Genomic DNA, 14,174 nt, shown 5'->3' on the forward strand with positions numbered 1-14,174 from the left:
CGCTGTGTTTTTACCGGGCGGGGCACCAAGATTCGCCTACGCGCGGTAAGTTTCTGGCCATGCCACGTGGACGTCATCGCCATTCCCCCCCTCTGCACAGGCTGCTGCCTCCTGCGGCGATCGCGGGCGTCTCGCTCGTCTGCTCCCTGGGTCCATGGGTGTTCACGGATACCGGCGTCCTCCGGATGCTCGCCGCGTTCGCCGCGGCGATCGCGGTCGTGGGTGCGGCCGTCATGCGCCGCTGGGACACGGAGGCGGGCAAGCAGGTCGCCGACCTCACGCGCGCGCGTGCGAGCGACGACTGGCGGTACGAGGAGCGCGTCGCCGAACTGGAGACCGACCTGGAGGAGTCCCGCGAACTGCGCGGCAAGCTGGAACAGAAGCTGCGCGCGAAGCGGACCGAGCTCCAGGGGCTGCGCAACGAACACGCGGCGCTGTTGCGGCGGTACGCCACGGCGGAGACCGAGCGGGCCAGCGCGCTGGAGGGCCGACGGCTGCTGGAGCTGGAGGCCGCGGTGCCGGCCCAGGGCGCGGACTCGGACTCGGACTCGGACTCGGGCGTGAAAGCGAAAACGGGAGCGGGGGCGAAGTCGGCTGCGGCCACGGGCTCGGCGCGGGCGCTTCCCGCCGGGGCCGGCGAGTCCGCCGCCGCAACGGACGCAACGGACACGGCGGACACGGCGGATTCCGACGCGGCCGCGCTGGACGCGGCGGCGGCCGGAGTGTCGGCGGCGCTGGGCGCGGTCGGGGCGGAGACCCCGGACACCGCCGAGCCGGCGGAGTCTGCCGAGGCCGCGGAGTCCACGGAGACCGAAGAGACCCCGGTGACGTCGGCGATCTTCTCTCCGGCGGGTTCCTCACTCTTCCTGCGGGCGCGGGCGGCGCTGGCCAAGTTCGACGGCGAGGCTTTGGCGAAGGCCGAACCGGCCCTGGTCGCCGCGGAGATAGCCGGCACCACTGATGCCGCCGACGTCTCCGACGGCCCCGGTGCAGGCGACGCGGAGGCCGCACAGGAGGACGAGGCGAAGGGGAAGTCCGAGGCGGCCCGTGGGCACACACGCGCCGCCGCAACTCCCCCCGAGGCCAAGCCGGCCAAGCCCGTGCGCGGTTTTGGGCACTACACCGTGCCGACCGCGGTGGCCGTCGTACCGACCACCGCGCCGGTGCGCAGGCCCACCGCCGAGGGCGGGTTCGACTTCTTCGGTACGCAGAAGGAGTCGGCGTCCGCCGCGCTGGAGGCCGTGCAGAACGAGGACCTCGCCGACGTCGTCGGGCAGGAGGCGCTCGCGCTCCACAAGGCGGAGGCCGAGTCGCAGTTCAAGCCCGCCGACGAGGAGTCCCGGGGGATCGGGGTCGGTCAGGTGATCGACCTGACGGCCCACGACGAGACCGAGCAGATCGACTTGCAGGGGCTGCGGAGCGCGGTTTCCTGACGGCCGGTCACACCCTGCCGCGTCCGTTATGCCATCCACCGGTCCGGGCGCGCGTCCCGTCGTCCCGTCCGGGACCGCTCCGCCTGCCCCCGCAGCAGCTCCGCGGCCTCCTGGGCGTCCCGTAGGCCCGCTGTGACGGTCTTGTTGGCCCCCGTGTCCACGTGGACGTCCGCGAGGCCCTTGAAGCGCGCCCAGGGCCCCTGCTCCAGCCGTACGCTCTGCACCTTCGCGTGCGGGACCAGGGCCAGGCTGCGGCGCAGCAGCCCGTGCCGGGAGACGAAGACGCTGTCGGTGACGGCGATGCCGTAGCCGCGCCACCAGAACGGCAGGCACCAGCCCGCCCGGCGCGGCGGACGTGACAGCGACGCGGGCACGGTCACCCCGGGCAGTACCCGGCCTATCACCGCCTCCGCTATCTCGCGCGGAGCCACCGGCACCAGCACCGAGTTCGACGAGCCCGCCACGTCCAGCTCCACCCGGACCCACCCGCGCCGCCGCCACAGCAGCGGCTCCACGATCCGTACGGTCTGCACGCGCCCCGGCGGCACCGTCTCGTGCGTACGGTCCAGGAGCCCGTGGTCGATGCGCAGCCCGTCCGGGGACTCGCCGACCGTCCAGTCGTACTCGCTGATGAACCGCCCCACGCTGCTCGCGCCCGCCGCGCCGAGCAGGGGGACGCCGGTCGCGAGCACTGTCCACAGGCTGTGGGTGGCGAACCAGAGGAACGGCGGTACGACGAGGGCGGCGGCCAGTGATCCCCAGGTCGCGCCGGTCAGCACCAGGGAAACGGCGAGCACGCGCGCGGGGATGTGCAGCAGCTGCCGGGCCGGTGCCTCACCCACCTCGTGCGCGGTCTCGGGCGCGAAACCGGCCGCGCGGGCGAGGAGTTCGGCCCGCAGGGCACGCGCGTGCCCCTCGCCCAGGTAGGCCAGCTCGTCCTTCTTGTCCGTCCCCACGACGTCGAGCTTGAGCTTGGCGACGCCCACGACCCGGGCCAGCAGCGGCTGGGTGATGTCGACCGCCTGGATGCGTTCGAGCCGGATGTGCGCGGTGCGCCGGAACAACAGGCCGGTACGGATGCGCAGTTCGCTGTCGGTCACCGCGAAGTGGGTGAACCACCAGGTCAGAAAGCCGTACAGGGCGCCGCCCACGAGGCACAGCACGAGGCCGAGCAGCAGGGTCGTGGTCGTCAGCCGGGTCAGTTGCCGCTGCGCCTGGTTGGGGTCGTGCACGGCCCACCCGATGAGCACGGCGATCGGCGCCCACGCGCGCCTGAGCGGGGTGACGGGATGCAGCCGCTGCTCGAAGACCGGCTTCTTGCCGCCCTCCGTGGGTACGTCCGTCTCGGTACCGGGGGTCGTCACAGCCCCGCCGATCGGGCCTGGCCGAGCTCGGTCAGTCGGTCCCGCAGCCGTTCCGCCTCGGCCGGTTCGAGGCCCGGGATGAGCGCGTCGGTCGCGGCGGCGGCCGTGTGCAGCTGCACGCTCGCCAGCCCGAAGTGCCGGGCGACGGGCCCCGACGTCACCTCGACCAGCTGCATCCGCCCGTACGGCACGATCGTCTCCTCGCGCCACAGCACACCCCTGCTGATCAGCAGGTCGTCGGCCCGCTCGGCGTACCGCCAGGAGGCCCAGTTGCGGCCCAGCATCGGCCAGCCCCACAGCAGCAGCCCGAGCGGCAGCAGCGCGAAGGCCGCCCAGGCGGGCCCCGCGAGCAGGTTGAGCAGCAGCCCCGTACCGAGCGTCAGCGGCACCAGCCAGACGACCAGCAGCAGCCGGCGCATCCGCAGCAGGTCCCGCGGCAGCCCGGTCCACACCGGTTCGCCGTGCGGTTCGCCTCGCGTTTCGCCCGCGGACTCCGGGCTCCCCGTCTCCATGCCGCAAGCGTACGTACGACAGACTGTGTCCATGAGTCTCACGACGGGTCCCACGGAGACCGTGATCGGGGTCGGCGGCGCCGCGGAGAGCACCGACATGGTGCTCAACATCGGGCCCCAGCACCCGTCCACGCACGGTGTGCTGCGGCTGCGGCTGGTGCTCGACGGCGAGCGGATCCAGCACGCGGAGCCGGTGATCGGCTATATGCACCGCGGCGCGGAGAAGCTCTTCGAGGCGCGTGACTACCGTCAGATCATCATGCTGGCCAACCGGCACGACTGGCTGTCGGCGTTCTCGAACGAGCTGGGCGTGGTCCTCGCCGTGGAGCGGATGCTCGGCATGGAGGTCCCCACGCGCGCGGTGTGGACGCGCACCCTGCTCGCGGAGCTGAACCGGGTGCTCAACCACCTGATGTTCCTGGGCTCGTACCCGCTGGAGCTGGGCGGGATCACCCCGATCTTCTACGCCTTCACCGAGCGCGAGGAACTCCAGCACGTCATGGAGGAGGTCTCCGGCGGGCGCATGCACTACATGTTCAACCGCGTCGGCGGCCTGAAGGAGGACCTGCCGGCGGGCTGGACCACGCGCGCGCGTGCCTCCGTCGCGTCCCTGCGCTCGCGCATGGACCGCTTCGACGACCTGGTGCTCGGCAACGAGATCTTCCGGGGGCGCACGCGCGGTGTGGGCGAGCTCTCGGCGGAGGCGGTGCACGCGTACGGCGTGAGCGGGCCGATCGCGCGCGCCTCGGGCGTGGACTTCGACCTGCGCCGCGACGAGCCGTATCTGGCGTACGGCGAGCTCCAGGACACCCTGAAGGTGGTGACCCGGCAGGAGGGCGACTGTCTCGCCCGCTTCGAGTGCCTCCTGGAGCAGACGCACAACGCCCTCGACCTGGCCGACGCCTGCCTCGACCGCCTCGCCGAACTGCCGCCGGGTCCGATCAACCAGCGGCTGCCGAAGGTCCTGAAGGCACCCGAGGGGCACACGTACGCGTGGACCGAGAACCCCCTCGGCATCAACGGCTACTACCTCGTCAGCAAGGGCGAGAAGACCCCGTACCGGCTGAAGCTGCGCTCGGCGTCGTTCAACAACATCCAGGCGCTGGCGGTACTGCTGCCCGGGACGCTGGTCTCGGACATGGTGGCGATCCTGGGGTCGCTGTTCTTCGTGGTCGGGGACATCGACAAGTAGGGCAGAGGCAACATAGGGCACAGGCACATAGGGCACAGGCCCGAAAGGCAGGTCCTCAGAGGAGCGGGTCGGTGATTCCCGCCGGTTCCATCAGCCACCCGAAGTCCCCGAGTCCGCCCCTCGCCGTCAGCTCGGCGGCCTCTCCCGCGCCCGCCAGGGCCCGTACGTAGGCGACCGGGTCCGTCGACGCCAGGGCGACCTCAGGACGCCCCCCGGCCACCCCGAGGGCGTGCAGGGCCTCCCGCTGGGTCAGCAGGCGGGCTCCCGGCCCCGCGCAGGCGTCCAGTGCCACATGGGCGGTCAGGTCGCACGAGCCGTCCGGCACGGGCGCCGTCTCCCGGCCGGCCCGGAAGCCGGTGAGCGTCCCGAAGAGCGGCCGGGTGCCGGCGGTGTGCGCGTAGTCGACGGCGACGGCGAGACCCCGGTCGAGGGTGCCCCGCGCGGCGGCCCAGGCGGTGTCCCTGGGGAGCCCGATCTCGGCCCGCAGCCCCGGCTCCGGCGGCAGCGGCCACCACCGCGCCAGCCACCGGGCCTCCGCACCGGCGACGGGCTCCCCGAGCCGCTCGGTCCCGTCCCGTCGTACGAGAACCAGGCGCGGTACGCCGGCGGGGTCGACCTCCGCCACCTCCACGGGCACGTTGTCCAGCCACTCGTTGGCGAACAGCAGGCCGGTGACGCCGCCGGGCGGTTCGGCCAGCCACTCGACGCGGTGATCGAGGTCCGCGGGGCGGCCGGCGAGCTCGACGGCGTACCCGCGCGCGCGGGCGGCCACTTCCGGGGGCAGGGCCGCCAGGACGCCGGTGACCAGTTCGCCCCGGCCCGCGCCCATGTCGACGAAGCCGAGCGACGCGGGGCGGCCCAGCGCCTCGTCGACCCGGCACAGCAGCCGCGCCACGGCACCGGCGAAGAGCGGCGACGCGTGGACGGACGTACGGAAGTGCCCGGCAGGGCCCTCGGGCCGGCGATAGAACCCCTGGTCCCCGTACAGCGACTCCTGTGCCGCGGCCCGCCAGCCACGCCACTCGCGCGCTGTCCCGCCCGCCGTCTCTGCTGCCACGGGATCAGGCTAACCAGTCGGATGAGCGATCCGTAGCGGTCCCGTGGCAGAATGTTACGCACACGCCCGGCGCCCAGGCGACGTCGGGCACCCTCCGCGGTGAGGTCGCGAGACCTCACCGACCAGCGTCCGGAGGGGCGTGCCACGAGGGCTGACGGCTCCCGCCGTTCGGCACCAGGGCACGAATGCGATTGGCTCACATCCCTGAGCAACACTGGGGATCACTAAGTCAATCAGAGACGCTAGGCGCCGGGACCCCGCCACTGAGGGGACGGGGTCTCCACCTTGGGGAGTACGCGGGGCCGTTGCGGATCGATCCTCCGGTTGACCCCTGCACGCATCACGCATCCCTACTCTGGGTTACGTGCAACGCGTCTATGACTTCCTCCGCAGACACCCGGCATGGGTCGACGGCTTCTGGGCCGTCTTCCTGTTCGGGATCTCCGTGCTGGGCGGAGCCGCCCGGGAGGAGGCCCGGGGCGCCGACGAGCCGGCGGCGACCGTCCTGGTGATGCTCCTGCTGTGCCTGGTGATCGCCCTGCGCCGGCGCATGCCCGAACGGATGCTGGTGCTGGCCGCCGTGGTCGGGCTGGCGCAGCTGGCGCTGGACGTCGAGCCGTTGCCCGCCAACTTCGCCATGCTGGTGATCGTCTACACGGTGGCCGTGAGCGGGCCTCGCTGGGCCTCGCGGTTCGCGCTGATCGGCGGCATGGTCGCGGCCCCGCTGGCCCAGCTGCGCTGGCCGGAGAGGGAGTCGAGCACCGCGGGCAATCTCGCCCTGATGGTCTTCCTGACGGTGCCGTTCGCCCTGGCCTGGGTGCTCGGCGACTCGCTGCGCACCCGCCGCGCCTACTTCGCCCAGCTGGAGGAGCGCGCCGCCCGTCTGGAGCGGGAGCGCGAGGCGCAGGCCAAGGTGGCGGTCGCCGCCGAGCGCGCCCGGATCGCCCGTGAGCTGCACGACGTCGTCGCGCACAACGTCTCCGTGATGGTGGTCCAGGCCGACGGCGCCGCCTACGTCCTCGACTCCGCCCCCGACCAGGCGAAGAAGGCATTGGAGACCATCTCCGGCACCGGCCGCCAGGCCCTCGCCGAGATGCGCCGGCTGCTCGGCGTCCTGCGCACCGGCGAGCACCAGGAGAGCGGCGAGTACGTTCCGCAGCCCGACGTGGAGCAGCTCGACGAGCTGATCGAGCAGTGCCGTACGGCGGGCCTGCCCGTCGACTTCAAGGTCGAGGGCACCCCGCGCCCGCTGCCCAGCGGCGTGGAGCTGACGGCGTACCGCATCGTGCAGGAGGCGCTCACCAACACCCGCAAGCACGGTGGCCCGAACACCGGAGCGAGCGTGCGCCTGGTCTACTTCGACGACGGTCTCGGCCTGCTGGTCGAGGACGACGGCAAGGGCGCCCCGCACGAGCTGTACGAAGAGGGCGGCCCCGACGGGCAGGGACACGGCCTGATCGGCATGCGCGAGCGCGTCGGCATGGTGGGCGGCACCCTGGACGCGGGCCCGCGCCCGGGCGGCGGCTTCCGCATCAGCGCTCTGCTGCCGCTGAAACCCGCTCACTGACACGTGCACGTTCGATATAAGAGTGCACGTTCGATCTATCGGAGGACCCCGCCATGCCGATCCGCGTGATGCTCGTCGACGACCAGGTGCTGCTGCGCACCGGGTTCCGGATGGTGCTCGACGCCCAGCCGGACATGGAGGTCGTGGCGGAGGCGGGTGACGGCGTCGAGGCCCTCCAGGTACTGCGGGAGGCCGAGGTCGACGTGGTGCTGATGGACGTACGCATGCCGAAGCTCGACGGGGTGGAGACCACCCGGCGCATCTGCCAGGGCGAGGACCCGCCGAAGGTGCTGATCCTGACCACCTTCGACCTCGACGAGTACGCCTTCTCCGGGCTCAAGGCCGGCGCGTCCGGCTTCATGCTCAAGGACGTGCCGCCCGGTGAGCTCCTCACCGCGATCCGCTCCGTGCACAGCGGAGACGCCGTCGTGGCGCCCTCGACGACCCGGCGGCTCCTCGACCGCTTCGCGCCCATGCTGCCGAGCACCGGAAAGCAGCCCAAGCAGAAGGAACTGGAGCGGCTCACCGACCGAGAGCGCGAGGTCATGATCCTGGTCGCCCAGGGCCTGTCGAACGGTGAGATCGCGGCCCGGCTGGTGCTGTCGGAGGCGACCGTGAAGACGCACGTGGGCCGCATCCTGACCAAGCTGGGGCTGCGGGACCGCGTGCAGGTGGTCGTCCTCGCGTACGAGACGGGGCTGGTGCGGGCGGGCGGGGGCGGCTGACCCCGTCGGGTTTCCGGAACCGGCCGGCTACCTGAGGAGGCCCTCCAGGAAGTCGCTGCCCAGTCGCGCCACCATCGTCACGTCCAGCTGGTGCAGGACGTACCGGCCGCGGCGGCGGGTGGTGGTCAGGCCCGCCTTCCGCAGGACGGTGAGGTGCCGGGATATCTCGGGTGCCGTCATGCCGTGCGTCCGCGCCAGCTCGCTGGTCGTGAACGAGCTGCGGGCCAGCTGGCGGCACAGCCGCATCCGCACCGGGTGGGACAGCGCGGTCATCCGCAGGCCGAGCTGCTCGACCGAGGGCGGGGCGGCGAGTTCGGGGGAGCCCGCCGGGTAGTGCAGGACCGGCTGCCAGCCGTACCGGTGCAGGACCATCAGGTGCGGCCAGCCCAGGCTCGTCGGGACGAGCAGGAGGCTGCCCGCGGCCGTGGTGTGGCCGCTGCCCAGCTTGTCGACGGTGATCCGGCCGGCGGCCTCGTCGAGCGTGACCGCGGACGACACCGAGGCCAGCGCGTCCGGCAGGCCCTTGTGCCGCAGGAGGTCCGTCTTGTGGCGGGCGTCCGCCGCGAGCTGGGGGTGCAGCCGGGACCAGGTCTCGGCGAAGAAGGCCTCGTCGCAGTCCGCGAGCAGCTGCCGCAGCCAGGTGCGGATCCGGGGCGGGTCGTCCAGCAGCCGCTTGGTGAACCGCACCTGCCGGGGTCCGCGGGAGGCGGCCAGGGCGAGGGCCCGCCCGCGCGCGTCGGCGTCGGCGAGCGCGCCGACGCCCTGCTCGTCGTACGGCAGCGCGCAGGTGAACTCCAGGCCCGCGTCCACGAACTGTTCGTCCGTCAGCCGGTCCAGCTGGTCGAGTTCCGCGGTGAGGGTGCCGCCGGGGACCGTGCCCGCGCCCAGTCCCGCGTACGGCAGGAAGAGGTCCGAGAACGTGGAGCGCCACAGGAAGTCCGCATCGCACATCCGGTCGGCCAGATGCGGGTCGAGCCGGGCGGTCACCCCCGTCGCCCAGCCCTGAAGCCGGGGGTGGTGCCCCGGCTCGGTCAGCGCGTGCAGCGCCATGCCGAGCTCGGCCAGCGGCGACGGCACGACGGCGACCTGCTCCCGCCCCAGCCCGCACACGTCGATGCTCACGCTCATGCACTCATCGTGCACCCCACCACTGACAACGCCTCCGTGCCCGCCACCACGGCCTCCTACAGCCGCGCCACGAACTCCGTCACCGCCGCCTTCACGTCGTCCGCCGTCCACTCCAGACCGGCGGCGCGGACGAACATCTCCGTGACCGCGAGCCCCGGGCCGCCGCGGGCCCATTCGTTGGCGAACAGGAGGGTCTTCGTCTCCTCGCCCTGCCGGACCGCGGCCTCCGCGGTGACCTCGTGGTCGTACGGCAGCCAGACCTGGAACTCGTTCGTGTGCGGCACCTCCGGGTGGACGCGCGCCCACGGCACCCCGGCCGCCGCGAAGCCCTCGCGCAGCGCGGCGGCGACCACGCGCGCGTGGGCCACGTACTCCGGGAGGCGGGGCAGCTCGCGGTCCAGGCCGACGAGGGCCGACAGGACCGTCGGGAACTGCTGGAAGATCGCGCCGCCGTACCGGTGCCGCCAGGCCTTCGCCTCCTCGACGAGGGTCCTGGGACCGGCCAGTACGGCGCCGCCGAAGCCGTCGAGGGACTTGTAGAGCGACACATAGACGCTGTCCGCGAGGCCCGCTATCTCGTCCAGGGGGCGGCCGAAGTGGGTGGTCGACTCCCACAGGCGGGCCCCGTCGAAGTGCACCACCGCGTCGCGTTCCCGCGCCGCCGCCACGACCGCGGACAGCTCCTCCCACGTGGGCAGCACGAAACCGGCGTCCCGGAGGGGCAGTTCGAGCATCAGCGTCCCGAAGGGCTCGTCGAAGTCGCGCACCTCGTCGGCCGTCGGCAGCCGGGGCTCGCTCGTCACCCGGAGCGGGCGCAGTCCGCTGACCATGCCGAACGCGTTCCGCTCGTGCACCTCGGGGTGGCCCAGTGCGTGCAGGGCCACGCTGGGACTGCCGGTGCGGCCCGCCCAGCAGCGCAGGGCGACCTGCTGGGCCATCGTGCCGGTGGGGAAGAAGGCCGCGGCCTCCTTGCCGAGCAGCCAGGCGACCCGCTCCTCCAGGGTCTCGACGATCCCGCCGCCGTAGATGTCGGACGGCTCGTCCAGGTCGTACGACTCCCGCGCCTCGTCGAGCAGCGCCAGCCGCTGCCCGATCGACCCCAGGAACCCCGGGCGGGCCAGGACCCGTTCGGCGCCCCGGAGCGCGGCCCGGCGCCGCAGCCGCCGTTCGTCCTTGCCGTGTCCGCCGACGTGTTCGCCACCGGGTTCCTCGTCCGGTCGCCCGGCCTGCCCCGCCCTATCGCTCATGCTCCGGATCATGCCGCGCGCAGGTCGGGGCGGTCACGCGGATTTCCGTACGCCCGGCGGGGTCTGTACACCGACGGCTCGCGCGTGCCCACAGCCTGTGGACAACCGGACGCCTCCCGGACCGATCGCGTTAACATGACGAGAAATCGTCCGGTACATCGTCCGGTACCCCGAGCGGACTGGAACGGGAAGGCCGTCGTCGAGTGAGTACATTCCAACAGCCAGACCCCAAGGACCGCCCCGCGCGGCTCACTGTCGGCGTGGTCGGCGCCGGACGCGTGGGCCCTGCGCTGGCCGCGTCCCTGCAACTCGCCGGACACCGTCCGGTGGCCGTCTCCGCGGTCTCCGACGCCTCCGTCCGGCGGGCCGGGCTGCTGCTCCCGGACGTGCCCGTCGTGTCGACGGCCCAGGTCATGGAGCGCGCCGACCTCGTCCTGCTGACCGTTCCGGACGACGCCCTGCCGGGGCTCGTCGAGGGGCTCGCCGAGACCGGCGCCGTACGGCCCGGACAGCTGCTCGTGCACACCTCCGGGCGGTACGGCGTGCAGGTCCTGGACCCCGCCCTGCGGGCCGGCGCGCTGCCGCTGGCCCTGCACCCCGCCATGACGTTCACCGGCACTCCCGTGGACGTCCAGCGGCTCGCCGGGTGCTCCTTCGGGGTCACCGCGCGCGCGGAGCTGCGGATGGCCGCCGAGGCCCTCGTCATCGAGATGGGCGGCGAACCCGAATGGATCGCCGAGGAGAGCCGCCCGCTCTACCACGCGGCCCTCGCCCTGGGCGCCAACCACCTGGTGACCCTGGTCGCCGAGTCCATGGACCTGCTGCGCGCGGCCGGCGTCGAATCCCCCAACCGGATGCTCGGCCCGCTGCTGGGCGCCGCCCTGGACAACGCGCTGCGCTCCGGGGACGCGGCGCTCACCGGACCCGTTGCGCGCGGGGACGCGGGCACCGTCGCCGCGCACGTCGCCGAATTGCGCAAGCACTCCCCGCAGAGTGTCGCCGCCTATCTGGCGATGGCCCGCGCGACCGCCGACCGCGCCCTCGCACACGGCCTCCTCAAGCCGGAGCTGGCCGAGGACCTCCTCGGGGTACTGGCGGGCGGCACGAACCCGCCCGCGGGCCCGGAGAGTCCGGAGAGCCCCAAGAACGACGGGGGAGACCGATGAGCAGCCGTTTCTGGGGACTCCTGTCCGACATCGACGGCCTGGAGGACGCGCGCGCACACATCGGCGTGCCCGGACACAACGCCGTGGTCATGACCATGGGCGCCCTCCACGAAGGCCACGCCACCCTGGTCCGGACCGCCCGGGAACACGTCGGCCCCAAGGGCTTCGTGGTCGTCACCGTCTTCGTGAACCCCCTCCAGTTCGGCCAGGGCGAGGACCTCGACCGCTACCCGCGCACCCTCGACGCCGACGTCGAACTCGCCGAACAGGCGGGCGCGGACGCCGTGTTCGCCCCCTCCGTGGACGAGGTCTACCCGGGCGGCCAACCCCAGGTGCGGATCAGTTCGGGCCCCATGGGAGAGCGACTGGAAGGCGCCACGCGCCCCGGGCACTTCGACGGCGTGCTCACCGTCGTGGGCAAGCTGCTCCACCTCACCCGCCCCGACGTGGCCTTCTTCGGGCAGAAGGACGCCCAGCAGCTCGCGATGATCCGCCGCATGGTCCGCGACCTGAACTTCGGCGTGGAGATCGTCGGCGTACCGACCGTCCGCGAACCCGACGGCCTGGCCCTGTCCAGCCGCAACCGCTACCTCTCCGCTCAGGAACGGCGTACGGCGCTCGCGCTCTCCCAGGCACTGTTCGCCGGCAGCGACCGGCACGCCGCCCAGGAGGCGCTGCGCGCGCGGGCCCGCGAAGTGCCCGCCACGCACGCGCGTGCCCAGGCCCTCAGCGCGATCGGCGAATCCCGCGCCGCCGCCGACGCGCACGCCGTCGCGAAGGTCCCCGGCGGCGGTCCCACCGCCGTCCGGGTCGCCGCCCGCCTGCTCCTGGACGACGCGGCCCGCCTCAAGCCGCCGCTGGTCCTCGACTACCTCGCCCTGGTCGACCCCGCCGACTTCACCGAGATCCCGGACGACTTCACGGGCGAAGCCGTCCTCGCCGTCGCAGCCAAGGTCGGGACGACCCGGCTGATCGACAACATCCCGCTCACTTTCGGAACCCCCGGAGCCGCCTCGTGACCACCACAGGCCCCACCGCCGGCAGCCGCGCCGGCACCGCCACCGGCATACGGCTGCACGCCCCGGCCCCCGGCTGGGCCCTGACCGCGGACGTCGTGGTCGTCGGCTCCGGGGTCGCCGGCCTCACCGCGGCCCTGCGCTGCGACGCGGCCGGCCTCAAGACGGTCGTCGTCACCAAGGCCCGCCTCGACGACGGCTCCACCCGCTGGGCCCAGGGCGGCATCGCGGCGGCCCTGGGGGAGGGCGACACCCCCGAACAGCACCTGGACGACACCCTGGTGGCCGGCGCGGGCCTGTGCGACGAGGAGGCCGTACGGATCCTCGTCACGGAGGGCCCGGACGCCGTACGGCGGCTCATCGAGACCGGCGCCCACTTCGACGAGTCCTCCGAAGGAGGACTGGAACTGACCCGCGAGGGCGGCCACCACCGCCGCCGCATAGCGCACGCGGGCGGCGACGCGACCGGTGCGGAGATCTCCCGCGCACTCGTCGAAGCGGTCCGCGCGCGAGGCATGCGTACGGTTGAGAACGCGCTCGTCCTGGACCTCCTGACGGACGCCGACGGCCGTACGGCGGGTGTGACCCTGCACGTCATGGGAGAGGGCCAGCACGACGGCGTGGGGGCCGTCCACGCCCCCGCGGTGGTCCTCGCCACCGGCGGCATGGGCCAGGTCTTCTCGGCGACCACCAACCCGTCCGTGTCCACCGGCGACGGCGTGGCCCTGGCGTTGCGCGCGGGCGCCGAGGTCAGCGACCTGGAGTTCGTCCAGTTCCACCCCACGGTGCTCTTCCTGGGCACCGACGCCGAGGGCCAGCAGCCGCTCGTCTCCGAGGCGGTACGCGGTGAGGGCGCCCATCTCGTCGACGCCGACGGCGTGCGTTTCATGACCGGCCAGCACGAACTCGGCGAACTCGCGCCCCGGGACATCGTCGCCAAGGGCATCATGCGCCGCATGCAGGAGCAGGGCGCCGAACACATGTTCCTGGACGCCCGGCACTTCGGCGCCGACATGTGGGAGCACCGCTTCCCGACGATCCTCGCCTCCTGCCGCTCCCACGGCATCGACCCGGTCACCGAGCCCGTCCCGGTCGCCCCGGCCGCCCACTACGCCTCCGGCGGCGTCCGCACCGACTCCCGGGGCCGTACGACCGTCCCCGGCCTGTACGCGTGCGGAGAGGTCGCCTGCACCGGTGTCCACGGCGCCAACCGGCTCGCCTCCAACTCCCTCCTGGAGGGCCTGGTCTACGCCGAGCGCATCGTCGCCGACATCACCGCGGCCCACGCCGGAAACGGCCTCCACGCGCGCGTGCCCGTCCCCGTGCCGCACCCCGAGAAGCCCGCGCACCCGCTCCTCGCCCCCGAGGCCCGCTTCGCGATCCAGCGCATCATGACGGAGGGCGCCGGCGTACTGCGCTCGGCCACCTCCCTGGACACGGCCGCCACGGCACTCCAGCAGCTGCACGCCGCGGCCCGCGACGCGCTCGACGAGCACGGCAAGACCTCCGAGCCGGGCGTCGACACCTGGGAGGCCACCAACCTCCTGTGCGTGGCCCGCGTTCTGGTCACCGCCGCCAGGCAGCGCGAGGAGACCCGCGGCTGCCACTGGCGCGAGGACCACGCCGAGCGCGACGACACGACCTGGCACCGGCACATCGTCGTACGGCTGAATCCCGACCGGACGCTGGCCGTACACACCACCGACACCGCAGACTTCCCCCCGACCCGGCAGCACCAGCCGGGGCACCGTCCCCAGGAGCAGTGAC

The 14,174-nt window shown here is 73.1% G+C and carries 12 protein-coding genes; 7 read left to right on the forward strand and 5 right to left on the reverse strand.

Features of this window, described 5'->3' with window-relative positions:
• The first annotated feature begins 59 nt into the window (after window positions 1-59).
• A complete protein-coding gene (locus ACH4TV_RS39900) occupies window positions 60-1,433 on the forward strand; it encodes a hypothetical protein (RefSeq protein WP_398406242.1) in 1,374 nt (457 codons plus the stop codon).
• A gap of 26 nt (window positions 1,434-1,459) precedes the next feature.
• Here the strand turns inward: ACH4TV_RS39900 and ACH4TV_RS39905 are convergent, their stop codons facing one another.
• Both ACH4TV_RS39905 and ACH4TV_RS39910 read right to left on the reverse strand, forming a co-directional pair.
• Window positions 1,460-2,797: a PH domain-containing protein gene (locus tag ACH4TV_RS39905; protein WP_398406243.1), complete on the reverse strand. Its 1,338-nt coding sequence runs from the start codon at window positions 2,795-2,797 to the stop codon at window positions 1,460-1,462.
• On the reverse strand, window positions 2,794-3,309 hold the full coding sequence (locus ACH4TV_RS39910) for a PH domain-containing protein (RefSeq protein ID WP_398406244.1): 516 nt from the start codon (window positions 3,307-3,309) through the stop codon (window positions 2,794-2,796). The genes ACH4TV_RS39905 and ACH4TV_RS39910 overlap by 4 nt, the downstream gene beginning before the upstream one ends.
• Before the next feature lie 31 nt (window positions 3,310-3,340).
• Between ACH4TV_RS39910 and ACH4TV_RS39915 the strand changes: the two genes are divergently transcribed.
• A complete protein-coding gene (locus ACH4TV_RS39915; protein ID WP_398406245.1) occupies window positions 3,341-4,501 on the forward strand; it encodes an NADH-quinone oxidoreductase subunit D in 1,161 nt (386 codons plus the stop codon).
• Window positions 4,502-4,556: 55 nt separating this feature from the next.
• On the opposite strand, the gene ACH4TV_RS39920 is transcribed toward ACH4TV_RS39915, so the two are convergent.
• A complete protein-coding gene (locus ACH4TV_RS39920; RefSeq protein WP_398406246.1) occupies window positions 4,557-5,558 on the reverse strand; it encodes an SAM-dependent methyltransferase in 1,002 nt (333 codons plus the stop codon).
• Window positions 5,559-5,922: 364 nt separating this feature from the next.
• On the opposite strand from ACH4TV_RS39920, the gene ACH4TV_RS39925 reads away from it, so the two are divergent.
• Both ACH4TV_RS39925 and ACH4TV_RS39930 read left to right on the forward strand, forming a co-directional pair.
• A complete protein-coding gene (locus tag ACH4TV_RS39925) occupies window positions 5,923-7,125 on the forward strand; it encodes a sensor histidine kinase (RefSeq protein ID WP_398406247.1) in 1,203 nt (400 codons plus the stop codon).
• A gap of 53 nt (window positions 7,126-7,178) precedes the next feature.
• Complete coding sequence (locus ACH4TV_RS39930; protein WP_398406248.1) at window positions 7,179-7,850, forward strand: response regulator; 672 nt, start codon at window positions 7,179-7,181, stop codon at window positions 7,848-7,850.
• Between the two features lie 27 nt (window positions 7,851-7,877).
• On the opposite strand, the gene ACH4TV_RS39935 is transcribed toward ACH4TV_RS39930, so the two are convergent.
• Together ACH4TV_RS39935 and ACH4TV_RS39940 are read right to left on the reverse strand one after the other, a co-directional pair.
• Complete coding sequence (locus ACH4TV_RS39935) at window positions 7,878-8,978, reverse strand: DUF5937 family protein (protein ID WP_398406249.1); 1,101 nt, start codon at window positions 8,976-8,978, stop codon at window positions 7,878-7,880.
• 56 nt (window positions 8,979-9,034) lie between these two features.
• Window positions 9,035-10,225 carry a threonine aldolase family protein gene (locus ACH4TV_RS39940; RefSeq protein ID WP_398406250.1) on the reverse strand — a complete coding sequence of 397 codons (1,191 nt, stop codon included), beginning with the start codon at window positions 10,223-10,225 and terminating at the stop codon, window positions 9,035-9,037.
• A 203-nt stretch (window positions 10,226-10,428) separates the two neighbouring features.
• Here ACH4TV_RS39940 and ACH4TV_RS39945 point away from each other — a divergent pair, with 203 nt between their 5' ends.
• Genes ACH4TV_RS39945 through ACH4TV_RS39955 form a run of 3 tightly spaced genes read left to right on the forward strand, consistent with a single transcriptional unit; the run spans window position 10,429 to window position 14,173 of the window.
• The gene (locus tag ACH4TV_RS39945) at window positions 10,429-11,391 is read left to right on the forward strand and encodes a Rossmann-like and DUF2520 domain-containing protein (RefSeq protein ID WP_398406251.1); all 963 of its coding nucleotides are present in this window, start codon (window positions 10,429-10,431) and stop codon (window positions 11,389-11,391) included.
• Window positions 11,388-12,410 carry a pantoate--beta-alanine ligase gene (gene panC, locus ACH4TV_RS39950; protein ID WP_398406252.1) on the forward strand — a complete coding sequence of 341 codons (1,023 nt, stop codon included), beginning with the start codon at window positions 11,388-11,390 and terminating at the stop codon, window positions 12,408-12,410. The genes ACH4TV_RS39945 and panC overlap by 4 nt, the downstream gene beginning before the upstream one ends.
• Complete coding sequence (locus ACH4TV_RS39955) at window positions 12,407-14,173, forward strand: L-aspartate oxidase (RefSeq protein ID WP_398406253.1); 1,767 nt, start codon at window positions 12,407-12,409, stop codon at window positions 14,171-14,173. Before panC ends, ACH4TV_RS39955 begins: the two co-directional genes overlap by 4 nt.
• Window position 14,174 lies beyond the last annotated feature (1 nt).

The organism is Streptomyces sp. NPDC020898, from assembly GCF_044333925.1.
Lineage (GTDB): Bacteria > Actinomycetota > Actinomycetes > Streptomycetales > Streptomycetaceae > Streptomyces.

Coding starts and splice junctions, on each gene's coding strand:
- ACH4TV_RS39930 (WP_398406248.1), top strand. CDS start 7,179: ATGCCGATCCGCGTGATGCTCGTCGACGACCAGGTGCTGCTGCGCACC.
- ACH4TV_RS39940 (WP_398406250.1), bottom strand. CDS start 10,225: ATGAGCGATAGGGCGGGGCAGGCCGGGCGACCGGACGAGGAACCCGGT.
- ACH4TV_RS39910 (WP_398406244.1), bottom strand. CDS start 3,309: ATGGAGACGGGGAGCCCGGAGTCCGCGGGCGAAACGCGAGGCGAACCG.
- ACH4TV_RS39915 (WP_398406245.1), top strand. CDS start 3,341: ATGAGTCTCACGACGGGTCCCACGGAGACCGTGATCGGGGTCGGCGGC.
- ACH4TV_RS39935 (WP_398406249.1), bottom strand. CDS start 8,978: ATGAGCGTGAGCATCGACGTGTGCGGGCTGGGGCGGGAGCAGGTCGCC.
- panC (WP_398406252.1), top strand. CDS start 11,388: ATGAGCAGCCGTTTCTGGGGACTCCTGTCCGACATCGACGGCCTGGAG.
- ACH4TV_RS39900 (WP_398406242.1), top strand. CDS start 60: ATGCCACGTGGACGTCATCGCCATTCCCCCCCTCTGCACAGGCTGCTG.